The sequence below is a fragment of the Mycobacterium vicinigordonae genome (genome assembly GCF_013466425.1).
GTDB classification, from domain to species: Bacteria; Actinomycetota; Actinomycetes; order Mycobacteriales; family Mycobacteriaceae; genus Mycobacterium; species Mycobacterium vicinigordonae.
This window is the reverse complement of record NZ_CP059165.1, coordinates 499,860-514,577: the sequence shown is the minus strand read 5'-3', so window position 1 is coordinate 514,577 and position 14,718 is coordinate 499,860. Positions and strand designations below refer to the sequence as shown.

Genomic DNA, 14,718 nt, shown 5'->3' with positions numbered 1-14,718 from the left:
GAGTGAGCTCGACAGACAGGAGCCTCATGTCTTCCACCCAGCCCCGACACGCAGCACCCAGACCCGACCGCAACACGAAGTCGCTTCGGACGGTGCGGTTCTGGTTGGCGCCCATCGTCATCACGGCGGCGTTTCTGGCCGCACTGTCCGCGCTCTACCTGGGCGGCATCCTGAATCCGACCACCAACCTGCGACATTTCCCGATCGCTGTGGTCAACCAGGATGCCGGGCCCTACGGAAAGATGATCGCCGACGGCCTGGTGTCCGCCGTCGATAAGGACAAATTCGACATTCGGGTGCTGTCCCAGGCTGACGCCAAACAGCAATTGGACCGGGCCCAAGTGTATGGGGAGATGGTGATTCCACCTGGGTTCTCGCTGAAGGTGCGTGATCTCGGTGAGAGCGCGCTGACTGCCAATCGCGCGGAGCGACCGACGATCATCGTCTTGACCAATCCGCGAGCGGGCACGTTGGGCGCGAGCATCGCCGGACAAACCCTGACCCGCGCCGCCACAACCGCGAATAGCCGGATGGGCGAACGACTTTCGGCTGATGTTATAGCTCAAGCGGGCGGCGCCCCCATGGCCGGCGCGGCGGTGCTCGCTTTGAACAGTCCGATCGAGATCAAGTCGGACGTCTACAACCCGCTGCCCAATGGCACCGGAAATGGCTTGTCGGCCTTCTACTATGCGCTGCTACTACTGCTGGCCGGCTTCACCGGTAGCGTCGTGGTCAGCACCCTGGTCGACTCGATGCTCGGTTATGTACCCGCCGAATTCGGGCCGGTATACCGCTTCGCCGAGCAGGTGCGGATCTCACGGTTCGTCACGCTGCTGATCAAGTGGGGAATGATGGTGATCCTGGCGTTGCTCACGTCGGGTATCTATCTGCTGATCGCGGAGAAGCTCGGCATGCCCGTGACGCTGGGACGGCAACTGTGGCTCTACGGGGTGTTCGCCATCACCGCGGTGGGTGTCACCTCGAGTTCGCTGATCGCGGTGTTCGGCTCGATGGGACTGCTGGTCAGCATGCTGATCTTTGTCATCCTCGGGCTGCCGTCGGCGGGTGCGACGGTGCCTCTGGAGGCAGTGCCGTCGTTGTTCCGCTGGCTCGCCGAGTTCGAACCGATGCACCAGGTGTTCCTGGGCGTGCGCTCGCTGGTCTATCTCAACGGACACGGCGACGCCGGGTTGTCCCAGGCGCTGTCGATGACGGCAATCGGCCTGGTGATCGGGCTGTTGCTGGGCGGCATTGTCACCCACCTCTATGACCGCAAGGGATTCCACCGGATTCAGGGGGCGATCGAGCATGCGATCGCCGCCGAACACCAGGCCGCGCACCAGGCCCGGGCGAAGACGCGGGTAAACGACAAAGAGAGTTCACTGGCACCCGAAGCCGAACCCGAGACCAAAGATGCCGAGCCCGAAACTAAGGAGCCCGAGCTCGCGTCCGAGTCCGTTACCGCACCCGAAAGCTCAAGCGAACAAACGTAATTGCCGCGCGCCCGAACCGTCACACTGCTGTGACTTAAGTTGACAGTGTGACGAATGTGACTAATCCTTGGTTGGTTGCTTCCCCCCGGGCCGAAAGGGCTTTCCGTGCTGACGCCATCTGCCGTCGTGCGCAGGCTGACGGCAAGCTGTGCCGCCCTCGCACTATGCGTCGCCCTGGCGAGCACCACCGGGCAGCCCGTCGCACGTGCCGCTGACGCCCGAGAACTCCTCGAGCAAGCCATCGCTAACACCAAGGGCACATACCTGGTCTACAACTTCGGCGGCGGCCACCCGATGCCCGCCATCGACGGCTCGGGCCATGCGTACGAGATGAACAACGGCGGCCACCTGATGATCATCAAACAGGCGTCCAACCGTCTGCAGCCACACCTATTGGTCGACACCCACCAGGGCGACCAGGCCCGCTGCGAGAACAACGCGGGCGCCCGCACCGGCGAGGGCCTGTGGCAAGCCAGCGAGGTATATACGCCACTGCAGGCCTGGGCGCGGATGGGTCAGCCCACCATTGCGATCAACGCCAACTTCTTCGACGTCCGCGGCCAGAAGGGCGGCTCCTGGCGCGAAACCGGTTGCAGTTCGCCACTGGGCGCCTTCGTGGACAACACCCGCGGACAGGGTCGCGCCAATCAGGCGGTCACCGGTACCGTCGCCTACCCGGGCAAGCAGGGGCTGTCTGGGGGCAACGAATCGTGGACGTCGCTGACGACGATGATCATCCCGGTAGGTGGCGCCCCATATGTGCTGCGGCCCAAAGGAAGAGAAGACTACGACCTCGCCACCCCGGTGATCGCGGACCTGCTCAATAAGAACGCCAAGTTCGTCGCGGTGGCCGGCATCGGCCTGCTTTCGCCGGGCAACATCAGCCAGCTGCACGACGGCGGGCCCAGCGCGGCCCGGACCGCGCTGGCCTACAACAAGCAGAAAGACGAGATGTACATATTCGAGGGTGGCAACTACACCCCCGATAACATCCAGGACCTGTTCCGTGGGCTGGGCAGCGACACCGCAATCCTGCTCGACGGCGGTGGCTCGTCAGCGATCGTGCTGCGCCGAGATACCGGCGGAATGTGGGCCGGCGCGGGCTCGCCGAAAGGTTCCTGCGACACCCGGCAAGTGCTCTGCGATTCGCACGAACGGGCCCTGCCCAGCTGGCTGGCCTTCAACTAGACAGTGTGGTCAAGCCCGACCGAACCGGAAGATCAGCAGGCTGACCCCCACCATCGCGGCTGCCAGACCGAGCACCGGCGCCACCGCAAACCGCGTGATCGTCGCACCAACGACAGCCCCACCGCACATCGTGAAAACCACACTGTAGCGCAGCTTTTCGCGATTTCCGCTGCCACCGGCCAACCGGCTGTCCACACCGAGCCCCACGATCGTCGAGGTCAACACCGTGGTGGTGAGTTCCTGGATGCCGAACTGGCGGGCAGTGGAATGCTGCAGCCCAAACGCGATCGCCATACCTCCGATCAAGTACAGCTTGGTGTTGTCGTGATAGCCGAAGACGTTGGTCCCGGCCAAGATGGATAGCGCCGCCAACAACACCACCTCGGTGCCCAATGCCGCGGTGAGCCAGGGTCGGCTCCGGTCGCCGAAGTGACGCATCAGTCTGCCCCCGAGGATGGTGCCGACGACGAAGGTGACGAAAGCGATCAGAGCGGCAGTCAGGTCCACGTTGGATTTCGGGGCGAACCAGAAGCCCAGGAAGATCACGTTGCCGGTCATATTCGCCACGAACACGTGGCCAAGGACCAACACGCTGACCGCGTCGGCCAGTCCTGTGACGAATGTCAGCAACAGCAGAGCTGCCACGGTCAGCCGGTCGGATACCGGGGATACAGCCACCACGGCCGGTGTCCTGTCGCGGCTACAGCTGGGGTGTCACGTCCAGTGACGTGACGGTGTTCATGCTCGTCACCAACCATTTGTCGTGCTCACGCTTCATCTGCAGCCGCAGCGACTTGTACTGCATCGTCGGGATGTTCTTCTTCAGCGGGGTTGTCGTAGTGGTGTTGGCATAGACGATCACCACTGCATTAGGCAGTTGCAGCGATTCGACGGCGATACCCGCAACCACCGTGGAGGTGGTGATCTTCGTCTGCTTGGTGGGCGCCACAATGGGCTCGACGAAAGCGCGGTATCGGGCGCCGAAGTCGCCGCCCAGGTACCTGCCCGCACGATCGGAGAGTCGGTCGACATCCTCGGGTGTGTAGCTAAACAACGCGGTCACCGCGTCCTTGGCGGCGCGGGCCACCTTCTCCTTGATCTCCACCGTGGCGGTCGCGGACAGATACGGCTGCACCATGGCACCGGCGAACGCAGCCGAGCCTACAAACAGGGTCGCGACCAGGCCCACCACAACCGCGGCGGCGCGCCGACCAAACTTCCTCCTGGGCTTCTTGGGTTTGCTGGGCTTGGCGGCCTTGGGAGACTTGGCGGCCTTGCCGGACCGCCCGCGTCGCTTGCGCTTCTTGCCAGGCTTGGGCTGCGAACTCTCCGCGGCAGCGGTCTCCTCGGTGTCCTCTTTGGTGTCCTTGTTGTCGTCGGTGTCTTCGGTGCCCTCGTCGGTGTCTTCGGTGCCCTCTTTAGCGGCGTCGGTGTCCTCGGCGTCCGTGGTGTCCGTGGTGTCCTCAGCACGTACGGCCTCGTCGGCCCCACCCAAATCCGAAGCCGAATCATCGTGCGCCGCAACAGCTTCAGCATTAGATGTCACTGTCGACTCATCGTCGATAGCGTGTTGCGCCGGGGCCGCGTCCTCCCCGGTCTGGTCGGTCAGATCACCTGCCACAGGTTGCTGATCTTCCACTGATTTCCTTCCTGAGTCGCCGTTGCCGACCAGCGGTCGACGTTCTCGAAGACCTGCTTGCCGTCAGGCGATTTGGAGGTGACGACGGTAGCCACCAGAACCGTGACGCTGCCGTCATCGTTCCACCGCTCCACCCCGGCTTCCAGAATCTTTCCGGTGGAACGCTCCGAACGAGCGACTTGCAGCAAAATCTCGTTGGCCTTGGCCTCGTACTCCTTGTGGAAGTCGCCGGTCGCCTGACCCAGTACGCGGTCGACGTAGTCGTTGGCGTGGAACGGATCCAGAGACGTGAAGCCGGTCATGAACCATTTCACGTAGTTGACGGCCGCCGCCTCCCGCTCCGCGGTGCGGTCCCGGTCTCGGTGGTCGACCAGCAGCAGGGCGGACACCGCCAGCGCGGCGACCATAAGCAGACTGGCGAAGGTCGCGACGACCGGCAATTCCCAGCGCCGCCGGGGCACCTGCTGCGGCACCAGCAGCGTCGGTTCGCCGGCGGCGAACTTGCGGCGCGGGCTCACTTGGCCGTCCCGGGCTGCATCTTCGGCGTCACCGGGGTGAGTTCGTCCACTCGCCAATGGTTTTGGCGATCTTTGAGAAACTTCACCCGAACGGTAGCGGTGATGTACCGCACGTCGGCCCCGGTGCCGCGGCGGCCCTGCATGAACAGCAGCATCGTTGCGCGGTCGGCGGTCGCCGACAGAATTGAGTTCGCCGTGACCCAGTATTCGTTTACCACAGGGTTGCGCTTCTCCACCTTCTGCTGCTCTTCGGCCAGCTGCGGGCGGTACTTGTCGGTAGTCAGCGCCAGTGCACGGGCGAAGTCGTCGTGCAGCGTGGCGGGGTCATACGTCAGCATCTGCGCGACGATGGTAGGTCCTTGATTCAATATCTCGGCGCGGGTGCGGGCGACCGCCTGGGCCGGCGCATAGCTCATCTGATAGGCCAACCCAGCCGCGTCCAGGCAGATCGAAGCCGCCACCAGCAGGGCAACAGCCGTCCATTGCCGCACCTTCTCCGGGTGCTCATGCGGCACCACACGCTGCACCTCGGTACGGGCCAGCATGTCGGCGAACGTACGGCGCCCCGAATCCCAAAGCGGCCAAAGCCAACCCACCAACACCGCGGCGGTGTCCAGCAGGTGCGCCAACTCGCGCAGCAGCAGCCGCCACGGGCCGAGGTCGCCGCCGTCGCGGCGCACCACGGCGATCCCGAACAGGGCGCGGCCCAGGCTCCACCCGGTGATCGCCGGGAGCAGCAGGCGGTTCACCAGCACCGCCATCACCACCGCGGCCAGCACCGACATGCAGACCCACCACCACACGTTCCCTACCGGCAGAGTGAAAGAGACCAGGCCTAAACTCGTTGCGGCAGCGACACCCGGCAGCACGTCGACGACGAGCGCGACGGCGCGCAAATGCCACGGCGCCAAGGCCTTCTCGGGCGCATCCTGGGCGATCTCCGTTGTCATGTCCGCGGTCTCGGTGGCTTCGACCACCACTGTCACTGCTTCACCTGTTCGAGCTTGGAGATTTTGTAGGTGCCCTCGGTCGGCGTCATCGTCGCGCGCAGTCGGTAGCCCGACTCCTGATTTTGCGCCTGGTCGTTGGACACCGTGACCCGTAGCGCAACAAGCACTTTCACCGAGCCATCGCTGGTATTGCCCTCGACGGCGGCGCGCAACTGGGAAACCTGCAGGTGCACGTTGGCGGCCTGATACGCCTGCACCAGCATGCTGCTGTACAGCAGGGCCTGCGTGCGGTACTGGTCGGTGCCGCAGTCGATGATCTTCTGCTGACTGGCCGCCATGGCGTTGATGTCGGGGGCCTGCGTGGCAGCCACGCAATCGATGGCCACCTTCAGCGCAGCAGCGTCGTTGCGCTCCAGCTCCTGCATTTCGCGGTGCATGTGCAGTGCGTAGTAACCGCCGAACCCGATACCGCCGGTGATAATGACCAGCACGGCAGCGATGCCGACCAGCCAGGCCCGGTCCACCCGCGACGGCCCCCGCGCAGCGACGGCCGCAGGCTCCGAGTCAGCCTCGTCCTCGGCGTTGCTCGGCTCGTCCTCGGCGTTGCTCGGCTCGGCTCGAACCTCGGACTCCTGCGTGTCCTCGGTCTCCGCCTGGGTGCCCAGCGAATCGTCCGCGTCGATGGGGTTCAGCTGGCTCCCGCCAGCATCTCCTGCCATCCGTCGTCTCCTAGTTTGGTCGAGTTCTCGACGGAGTACCTGACCCCGTCGGGTCCCACCAGTTGACCGCTTTGCGGACTGTAGACCGCCGAGGGAGGCCCGCCCGGGTTGTAGACACAGGGGTTGGGCTGCTGTCCGTTGCACTGTACTGAACCGGTGCCGGGCCGCGTCAGCGGGTCGCTGACCGGTGGCGGCGTCAGCCCGCCCGGCGGCAGTCTGTCGGCGGGTAATGGGTTGAGCCCGTTGTTGACCGAGGGCGCCGGAACCACCAGACCGGGTTTGACCGGCTGGTCGCAGCGAGCCCCGGGCGCCGGGCAGGACAGCAGCTGGTTCGGGTCGCCGTACCAGGGGTTGGTACCGGCCGGTTCGTACGGCTTGGTGCTGCGGCACTCCCGCGGTGTGGCGGCCCGCTTGCCCGGCACGTCGACACACGGGATGTTGCGCGACCCACGCACGCTATTGGCCGGCGTGTCCATCGGGATCTTGCAATAGGTACCCACCGGCAGCGGCTGATTGCTGGTGTCGGCGAACGAACGCCACTGTTCGGCCGGGATGAACCCGGTCAGACACGGGGGCGGTTGGTTGATCGCCAGGGCCAGGTCGAGGGCCGCCTGGTTCGGGAAGGGCGCGGCCACCGTCTGCGCGATGGAGGCGCCCTGCGGGAGGAACACCAGCACCTGCTCGAGGCCGTTGTGGTAGCGCTTGAGCAGGTCGATCACGACCTCGAGGTTGGCCAGCGTCTGCGGCAACGAATCGCGCACGTCGGTGAACACCTCGTTGAGCTGGTCTGCCGTCGGCGCGGCCTGAGAAAGCACGCTGCGCAGGTGCTGGTCTTCTCGCGCAGACTGCGCGGCTAGCACATTGAGGTTGTGCGACCAGCGCGCGATCGCGTTACCCGAGGTGACCTGGCTGTCGAGCACCGGCCCGGAGTTCTGGATGATGTCGTTGACGTCGTTGATCTGCGTGTGGAAGTCGCCGACGATCGCCTGAGTGGCGTCGACCAGTCGTTGCAGCGCCGGACCCAATCCACCAACCGCTTGCGCCGTCTCGTCGAGTAGCTGCGGAATCTTTTCCTTGGGCAACACCGCGAGCCCGCGGTTGGCGGTATCCAGCGCCGGCCCGATCTCGCTGGGCACCGTGCCTTTGGTGATGGTCTGGCCAGACGAGAAGAACTTGCCGGGGTTTCCCGTCGAGACCAGGTCCAGGTACTGCTCACCCACCGCGGACACGGAGTGGACGTTGGCGGTGGCATCGACCGGGATCTTGTAGCGGCTGTCGATGCTCAACTTGGCCCGCGCGCCCCACTCGGTGGGTTCGACGTCAGTGACCTTGCCGATCGTGATGCCGCGGTAGGTCACGTTGGCGGTCGGATACAGACCACCCGACGCCGGCAGGTTCGCGGTCAACTCGTAGCGCCCGATCCCGACCAGAGTCGGGATCTGCAGGTAGTAGATACCCAGCACGGACAGTGCCACCACCGTGAGCGCCAGGAACATCATCAGCTGGCGCTTGATGAAAGGAGTCAGCATTGGCTTCGGTCCGCCCTTTCCACCAGCGGCCCGCCCGGGGCGTCGAGCGGGTTCGACGTGTAGCGGACATCGGGGATCATCGACTCCGGGTCACGCCCGAACGACTGCTCGATTGCACGCAAGGCGCCGGAGAAGCCGGTACCGGTCAGCACCGCGTTGTCCACCGAACTCAGCGTCACGTCGAGCGTCGCGTTGACGTTGAAGTAGTCGCCGCGGAACACCGCCGGCACCGAGTCGATGTCGAACGGCTGCGTCAGGATCAGCTTCAGCGCACCGATCAAGTACGGCGCGCCGCGTCCCAGTTCCCGCAGCGGGCACTGCAGCAGCTGCAAGTTGGTGTGCAGGGGCGCCTTTGCCTCCGACAGGTACTGGTCGGCAGCCTGACTCAGCCGTCCTACCGAGTCGACCGCGTTGATCAGCAGGTTCTTGGTGTCGGCGAAGTGCTTGAGCAGCGGCGGGAAGTCGGTCAGCACCCGTTCCAGCACATCGTTGCGGTTCCCCACATAACTGAGTAGCCGGTTCGTGGAGTCGATGGCGTGCGTGATGTCGTCACGCTGGTCGTTGAGTTGGCGGGTGAACGTGTCGAGTTTGCCGAGGAAGCCCCGGATCTGTTCGCCGCGACCGTGGAAGATGGCGTAGACCTCGTTTTGCAGCACCTCCAGGTTGGGAATGCCGCCGCCGCGCAGGATCAGCGAGACCACCGCCAGGGTCTGCTCGATATTGGGATAGACCGAGGAGTTCTGCAGCTTGATCGTGTCGCCGTTGCGCAGCAGCTCACTCGACGGCTTCGGCGGGGCCAGCAGCTCCACGTGCTGCGAGCCCAGCAAGCTGGTCTGGCCGATCTTCAGCAATGCGTTCTTCGGGAGCTTGACGCCCTTGTTCAAGCCGAGCGTCAGCGTCGCGATCCAGTTTTTCAGTTCGATCTTGCGGATCGATCCGACTTCGACGTCGGCGACCAGCACCTTGCTGTTGCCGTTGATCGCCAGCGTGTCAGGCACCTGCGCGTACACCGTGTAGGCGCCTTCGCCGCTGCCCGGCGCACCGGGGATCGCCACTTGGGCGATCCCTTTCCAGCCACAGGAACTCAGCACCAGGGCGGCTGACAACAGCACCAACCCACTGCGGCCGCCACGACGCAGCCAGCTCAGCACGTTTGTCGCCCTCACTGTCCGCCCCCTGCCTCAGCCGGTAGTGGTGCGCCCACCGCTGCTGCGGGTCCCGGCGTGGGTGCGACCGGTCCGGGGATCACTCCGGGTCCCGGTGGCGGTGGTGGCACCGGCACCTGCGCCTGCAGGCCGATCGGCGGCAGGATCGGATTCTCGTCGTAGGCGTTGGGCGGTCCCGGAGGTGTCTGGAGCGTCGACTGGACCGGCGGGATGTCGGGTCCACCCATCAGCTCGGACAGCGACTCGGGGGTAAGCAGTCCCGCGGTGATCGGGCCCACCTGCGTGCCCTGCATACCGGGGGCCACGATCCAGCCCTGCTGGGTGTTGCGGTGCGAGAGCGGCGTGTCCGGCACCCAGATGCCCGGCACGGTGGTGTCCTTGTATCCGTTCGGCGGCTGCAAGCGTGGCTCGGAATAGGCAACCATCTTGGGCAGCACCTCGGCGGTGCTGAACGCGTTCAGGCCGAACGGGAAGTAGTTGAACTTGATCGCGTCCAGCACTGGCGCCATGTACTGCGCGCACAGTTCCGCGGACTCCTGATATCCCAGCCGGCTACCCGCCTGCACCGAGCTGCAGATGAACTGCATCGGGTTGGCGAAACTGGTGATCTCGGGAACGGCGACCACCGACCCGTGCGCGGGGTGATAGATCTGGTTCACGTTGGCCGCGGCCGTCGGCAGGATGTGCAGCGCCGTTTCCAGCCCGTTGAGCGGCTCGGGCTGCAGCAGCGTGTTGGTCACATCAGCCAGGTTGTTGACGTCGTGGGTCAGCACCTCGCGGTTCTTGTCCAGGAACGGCCGGATTGTGGTGAGCAGGCCGTCGAGCTGCTGAATCGCGTTGGCCAGCGCCTGGTCGGAGCTGGCCAGCCGGCCGGTGACATCCGCCAGGTTCTGGTTCAGCGCCACGAACTGCTGGTCGTCCTGGTGCAGCGCGTTGACGAACAATGCCAGGCTCTTGACCACCGCGAAGAAGTCCCCGCGGCCTTCGTTCAGTGCGGTCAGCGCCTTGGACAGATTCTCTAGCGTGGAGTTGAGCTGTCTGCCCTTGCCGGCCAGGCCGTTGGCGAACGAGTTGATGACCTCGCCGAACGGTCCGGTGGGTTGCGCCTCGGTCGGGCCGAGCTTGGAGATGATGTTGGTGATGCTGTTACGCAGCTCGTCCCATTCCACCGGCACCTGGGTGCGATCCAGCGGGATCACCGCATTGTTGGCCAGCACCGGACCGCCCTTGTAGGCCGGCTCCAGCTGGATCGCACGGGAGGCCACCAGGGTGGGGTTGAGGATGATCGCCGTGGCGTTGGCGGGGACCTTGTACTGGTTCTCGTAGTGGAAGGTCACCTTCATCTTGTCGCCGGCCGGCTCGATGCTGTCGATGCGGCCCACCTTGAGGCCCATGATCTGGACCTTGTCGCCGGGGTACAGCGCGTTGGCTGCGCTGAAGTACGCCACGATGTAGTTGTTGGTCAGCTTCTGGTACAGATTCCAGCCGACCAAACCGGCCACGATCGCGAGCACGCCCACCAGCACCCCGACGATGATGGTGGCCCGGGACATCGCCGGGAGGCGGATATTGCGAATATCGAAGATGGTGCTCAATTCTCGCTACCTCCCGCTGCGCCGCTACCGCCATTGCCCCCCGGCGTGATGAACGGTGCCGGTAACTGATTGCCTGGCCCAGGCGGGGCCGGCGGACCGGGAGGCAGTCCCGGCGCAAAGGTCGACGGAGGCGCGACCGGCCCAGCCGGTCCGATCGGTTCGGTCCGAGATCCCGGCGGCGAGTTCGGCGGCATCGGCACCGGCGTACCGGGAGCGTCCGGCGGAGCCTGGCCCGGTCGTCCGCCGATCTGCAGACCTGGCGCCGACGGCACCCCGTTCGGGTTGGGCGGCGAAGCCTGCACATCCAGCGGCGCCGGGAAGCCCGGACCGCCGAACGGCCCGATGCTCAACCCCATGCAGGGCAGCGGGTTGGCCGGCGACGGAATCCCGCCCGGGCCCGGCGTGTATGAGCACGGGGATCCCGGCGGCACCGCCGGTCCCGGGTGTTCCGGGGTGCCTTCCAGCACCTGCGGAGGCGGAGGCGGTGCACCGTTGGGGAACCGGGTGCCATTGGGGTCCGGGAAGCGGTAGGCGGGTAGACCGGCGCTGCGCCAGAACTCTTCGGGGTCCAGGCCGCGCTTTTTGAACGCCGCGTCGATGAACGGCTGGATGATCTGGCCGGGGACCAGGTTGTGGATAACCACCTTGAAGAACGGTCCCGACCCGATCGCCTCGTTCAGCGAGGGCAGGAAGCCGCCGACCATCTGCAGCCCCTGCGCCACGTCCTGCTTGCGCTCGACCAGCAGGTCGCTGACGGTCCGCAGCTGCTCCAGCACGTGGTTGAGGTTTGGGTTGTCGTTGACCAGGCCCTGGACCTGCGTCGAGAACGACGCCACGTTGCTGAGCAACGCGTCGATGGCGCGGCCCCGTTCGTTGAAGGCGGCCAGCAGCGTCTTGGCGTTGACCAGCGCACGGTCCACCTGCTCGCTGCGGTCACCGAGCACGCTGGCCACCTGGTTGGCCTGGGCCAGCAGGTGCTTAATCTCCGCGTCACGCTTGCCCAGGGTGTCGGAGAAGTTCGACACCCCTTCCAGAGCGGGACTGAGCTGGGGGTAGGTCTGGTCGATGGTCTCCGACAGCACGTGCAGCGACTTCTTGACTGTGTCGATGTCCCAGCCGGTAGCAGCCTTGGTGACATCCAGGAAGGCGTCGTAGATCTGGTACGGCGTGGTGCTCTGCCCCAGTGGCAGGATGCCACCCGGCCGCAGCGGCTGGTTGCCGCGCGCCTCGATCTCAAGCACCTTCTTACCCAGCAGGGTGTCGGTGCGGATGTTGAGCCGGCTCTCGGTACCGATGCTGTTGGTGCCGATCGAGAACTTCATCACGATGTGGTCGCCGTCGATGGACAGCGCCTCCACCTTGCCGACATCCATGCCGGCGATGCGCACCTTGTCGCCCTTGTTAATGCCGCCGGTGTCAGTGAACTGACCGTAGTAGCTGGGCCTGGCCATCAGCATCGGCACACTGGTAAAGCTCTGGCCCACCCCGATCACCAGCAGCGTCACCAAGATGCCCATCAAACCGATCTTGAGCCGGTTGGGCGGTTCGAGAGTTCTCATTGCGGCGAGCACCTCCCCGTCGGCTGGTGGAAGAGCCGGACCGTTCGAACCGGTCCACCGGCCTGCAGACCGTTGATCCGGAGGCTGATGTCGCAGGAGTAGAAGTTCACGAAGTCGCCGTAGGAGCCGATGGCACGCCCGATGTGGTTCAACGCACTCGGGACGGCTTGCAGGAAGTCGTTCAACTGCTGCTTCTGGTCGATCAGCGGTTGCTGCACGGCATCGAGGTAGTTGACCGTCTTCTTCAGCAGTGCCCGGTCCTCGGCCAGCAGGTCCGCCACGGTGCCGGCCGCGTTGCTGATGTGCGCCGTCCCACCGGCGAGTGAATCGCTGTGGTCCTTGAGCCCGGTGATCAGCACCTCGAGGTTGTTGACGGTTTGGTCGAAGTCCTTGCGGTGCCGGACGGTGGTGTCCAGGACCGTGTTCAGATTCTTGACCACCTCACCGATGGCCTGGTCACGCTCGGCGAGCTGGGAGGTGAGCTGTGCCGTCTGGGTGAGGATGTCGTTGATCGTGCCGCCCTGGCCCTGGAACACCGTGATCAGCGACGACGCGATGGTGTTGACCTTCTCCGGGTTCAGCGCCCGGAACACCGGCTTGAAACCACCGATCAGCGCATCCAGGTCCAATGCGGGCGAGGTGCGCGACAGCGGGATGAACCCGCCCGCCGGCATGACCTTGTCGGCGCCGTCACCCTCGCCACGCCGCAACTCCAGGTAGCGGTTTCCGATCAGGTCGAGGTAGCGGATCTGGGCGGTCGTCGACTGGTAGAGCGGGATCGAGCGGTCCACGTCGAACTTCACCCGGACCCGCTTGCCGCCGTCGACCAGCTCGACGTCCTTTACCTTGCCGATCTCCACGCCGGACGCCCGGACGAACTGCCCGGACCGCAGGCCGCTGACGTTGCTGAACTCCGCTGAGTAGCTGTTGGTCCGGTCGAAACGGATCTGACCGAACACGATGATGATCATGACGCTGAACATCAGCAGCACGAATGCGAAGATGCTGAGTTTGACTAAAGTACCGGTGATTTTCATGGGTTGATCGTGTTGTCCCCTACTTGACGGCCCCAGACGTACTCGAGCACGTAGGGCGAACCGGTGTCCAAGTGGTTGTACGGCGCCAGGCTGTTGCCGGTGTCCATCACCAGCTCAGGCGCCGGCCAGAGGTTGCGGGTGATTTGCTGCCAGCAACCGGGGGCTCCTCCCGGCCCGCCGTGGGCGTTAACGCGCGGCAGGTTCTCCGGGTAGGTATAGGGGTTTGGCGCCCCACCGACCAAGCCCGCGGCCAGACCGCCGATCTGGGAGATCAGTAGAGGCGCCAGCGAAATGGGATTGAGCAGCATCCCCAGCGCGGACAGGATCTCCGAGTGGGTGTTCAGCGAGTAGCCGTTGCCGCCGAGGAACGTGCGCACGAGCGGCTCGGCGTCGTGGTAGTTGCGCAGCGTGCAGAACAACTCCGGGCTGTAGGTGTCCAGCAGCTGCGCCGACGGCACTAGGTCCTTGGCCCCGCGCGCCAGGTACGGGCCACCGCGCTCGAACACGTCGGCACCGGTGTTGCCGAATCCGGCGGCGGCCAGTAACGCCTGGTCCAGATCGCGCTGCTGAGCGTTGATAGTGCGGGCCGTCGGCACCGAGTTGTTCAGGAAGTCCAGCAGGTCGGGCGCGGCGTCGGCGTAGACGTCCCCGAGGGCCGCCAGCTGTTGGATGTCGCGGCGAGCCTGCGGCATCCGCGGGTTGACGTCGTCGAGGATCGCGTTGCCGTTGACGATCGACTGCCCGAACCGGTCGCCCAATCCGGTCAGTGACTGTGCGGCCGCGCTCAGCGTCAGGTTCAGCTTGACCGGGTCGACCTTTTCCGAGATCTCGGTCAGCGTCTGGAACACCGTGTTGATCTCGGTCGTCACCGCCGAGGCGTTGATGGTGCTCATGGCGGAGAGGTGTCCGTGGGCGATGTTGTTGCCCTGGTTGTCCTTGGGCGTCGTCAGGGAAACGTACTTGCCGCCGAACACCGTGGTGGCCTTGATCTGAACATCGACGTTCTCTGGCACCACGCCCTTTGGCCCGAGGTACTGCGGATAGACCTCAAGGGTGAATTTCGCCGCCGGCCTGCCGTTGCGGGTGACTTCTTCGATGTTGCCGACCCGGCCGATCTGCACACCGTTGTAGGTGACCTTCGAGCCGGGGTCCATCACCAGCCCGGCCCGGTCGGAGTACATGGTCAGCTTGTCTTTGGCGGTGAAGCCGCCCCGGAACTGCACGTACACCAGCGAGAGAGCGACCAGCAGTATCACCAGGGCGCCGATCCCGACGAACTTGAAGGGCGGGCTCGAAACCTTATTGACCTTGCCTGGACCAGTCAT

At 65.1% G+C, this 14,718-nt stretch carries 13 protein-coding genes; 2 read left to right on the top strand and 11 right to left on the bottom strand.

The features are described 5' to 3' along the window. Window positions 1–26 precede the first annotated feature (26 nt). Together H0P51_RS02280 and H0P51_RS02275 are read left to right on the top strand one after the other, a co-directional pair. Window positions 27–1,493 carry a YhgE/Pip domain-containing protein gene (locus tag H0P51_RS02280; RefSeq protein ID WP_180916450.1) on the top strand — a complete coding sequence of 489 codons (1,467 nt, stop codon included), beginning with the start codon at window positions 27–29 and terminating at the stop codon, window positions 1,491–1,493. 75 nt (window positions 1,494–1,568) lie between these two features. Further along, entirely contained in the window at window positions 1,569–2,681 is a 1,113-nt protein-coding gene (locus H0P51_RS02275; protein WP_180916449.1) for a phosphodiester glycosidase family protein, read from the top strand. Between the two features lie 9 nt (window positions 2,682–2,690). Here H0P51_RS02275 and H0P51_RS02270 read toward each other — a convergent pair whose 3' ends face one another. The 11 genes from H0P51_RS02270 to H0P51_RS02220 are packed head-to-tail and all read right to left on the bottom strand — an operon-like array spanning window position 2,691 to window position 14,718. After that, entirely contained in the window at window positions 2,691–3,362 is a 672-nt protein-coding gene (locus H0P51_RS02270) for a YoaK family protein (protein WP_180916448.1), read from the bottom strand. A 19-nt stretch (window positions 3,363–3,381) separates the two neighbouring features. Beyond that, window positions 3,382–4,320, bottom strand: a complete 939-nt coding sequence (locus tag H0P51_RS02265) for a mammalian cell entry protein (protein WP_425488947.1) — start codon at window positions 4,318–4,320, stop codon at window positions 3,382–3,384. After that, a complete protein-coding gene (locus H0P51_RS02260; protein ID WP_180916447.1) occupies window positions 4,287–4,838 on the bottom strand; it encodes a mammalian cell entry protein in 552 nt (183 codons plus the stop codon). Before H0P51_RS02260 ends, H0P51_RS02265 begins: the two co-directional genes overlap by 34 nt. Further along, on the bottom strand, window positions 4,835–5,824 hold the full coding sequence (locus H0P51_RS02255; RefSeq protein ID WP_425488946.1) for an RDD family protein: 990 nt from the start codon (window positions 5,822–5,824) through the stop codon (window positions 4,835–4,837). Before H0P51_RS02255 ends, H0P51_RS02260 begins: the two co-directional genes overlap by 4 nt. Beyond that, on the bottom strand, window positions 5,821–6,507 hold the full coding sequence (locus tag H0P51_RS02250) for an Mce protein (protein WP_180916446.1): 687 nt from the start codon (window positions 6,505–6,507) through the stop codon (window positions 5,821–5,823). The genes H0P51_RS02255 and H0P51_RS02250 overlap by 4 nt, the downstream gene beginning before the upstream one ends. Then, complete coding sequence (locus H0P51_RS02245; protein WP_180916445.1) at window positions 6,477–8,036, bottom strand: virulence factor Mce family protein; 1,560 nt, start codon at window positions 8,034–8,036, stop codon at window positions 6,477–6,479. Before H0P51_RS02245 ends, H0P51_RS02250 begins: the two co-directional genes overlap by 31 nt. Next, window positions 8,030–9,202: a virulence factor Mce family protein gene (locus H0P51_RS02240; protein WP_246398332.1), complete on the bottom strand. Its 1,173-nt coding sequence runs from the start codon at window positions 9,200–9,202 to the stop codon at window positions 8,030–8,032. Before H0P51_RS02240 ends, H0P51_RS02245 begins: the two co-directional genes overlap by 7 nt. Next, complete coding sequence (locus H0P51_RS02235) at window positions 9,199–10,797, bottom strand: virulence factor Mce family protein (protein ID WP_180916444.1); 1,599 nt, start codon at window positions 10,795–10,797, stop codon at window positions 9,199–9,201. The genes H0P51_RS02240 and H0P51_RS02235 overlap by 4 nt, the downstream gene beginning before the upstream one ends. Beyond that, the gene (locus H0P51_RS02230) at window positions 10,794–12,356 is read right to left on the bottom strand and encodes a virulence factor Mce family protein (protein WP_180916443.1); all 1,563 of its coding nucleotides are present in this window, start codon (window positions 12,354–12,356) and stop codon (window positions 10,794–10,796) included. The genes H0P51_RS02235 and H0P51_RS02230 overlap by 4 nt, the downstream gene beginning before the upstream one ends. Further along, window positions 12,353–13,393 (bottom strand): virulence factor Mce family protein, encoded by a 1,041-nt coding sequence (locus H0P51_RS02225; protein ID WP_180916442.1) that lies wholly within the window; start codon window positions 13,391–13,393, stop codon window positions 12,353–12,355. Before H0P51_RS02225 ends, H0P51_RS02230 begins: the two co-directional genes overlap by 4 nt. After that, a complete protein-coding gene (locus H0P51_RS02220; protein ID WP_180916441.1) occupies window positions 13,390–14,718 on the bottom strand; it encodes an MCE family protein in 1,329 nt (442 codons plus the stop codon). Before H0P51_RS02220 ends, H0P51_RS02225 begins: the two co-directional genes overlap by 4 nt.

What these genes read in the sequence shown, in the direction of transcription:
- H0P51_RS02280 (WP_180916450.1), top strand. Translation starts at nt 27, where the DNA reads ATGTCTTCCACCCAGCCCCGACACGCAGCACCCAGACCCGACCGCAAC.
- H0P51_RS02250 (WP_180916446.1), bottom strand. Translation starts at nt 6,507, where the DNA reads ATGGCAGGAGATGCTGGCGGGAGCCAGCTGAACCCCATCGACGCGGAC.
- H0P51_RS02245 (WP_180916445.1), bottom strand. Translation starts at nt 8,036, where the DNA reads ATGCTGACTCCTTTCATCAAGCGCCAGCTGATGATGTTCCTGGCGCTC.
- H0P51_RS02230 (WP_180916443.1), bottom strand. Translation starts at nt 12,356, where the DNA reads ATGAGAACTCTCGAACCGCCCAACCGGCTCAAGATCGGTTTGATGGGC.
- H0P51_RS02225 (WP_180916442.1), bottom strand. Translation starts at nt 13,393, where the DNA reads ATGAAAATCACCGGTACTTTAGTCAAACTCAGCATCTTCGCATTCGTG.
- H0P51_RS02220 (WP_180916441.1), bottom strand. Translation starts at nt 14,718, where the DNA reads ATGACTGGTCCAGGCAAGGTCAATAAGGTTTCGAGCCCGCCCTTCAAG.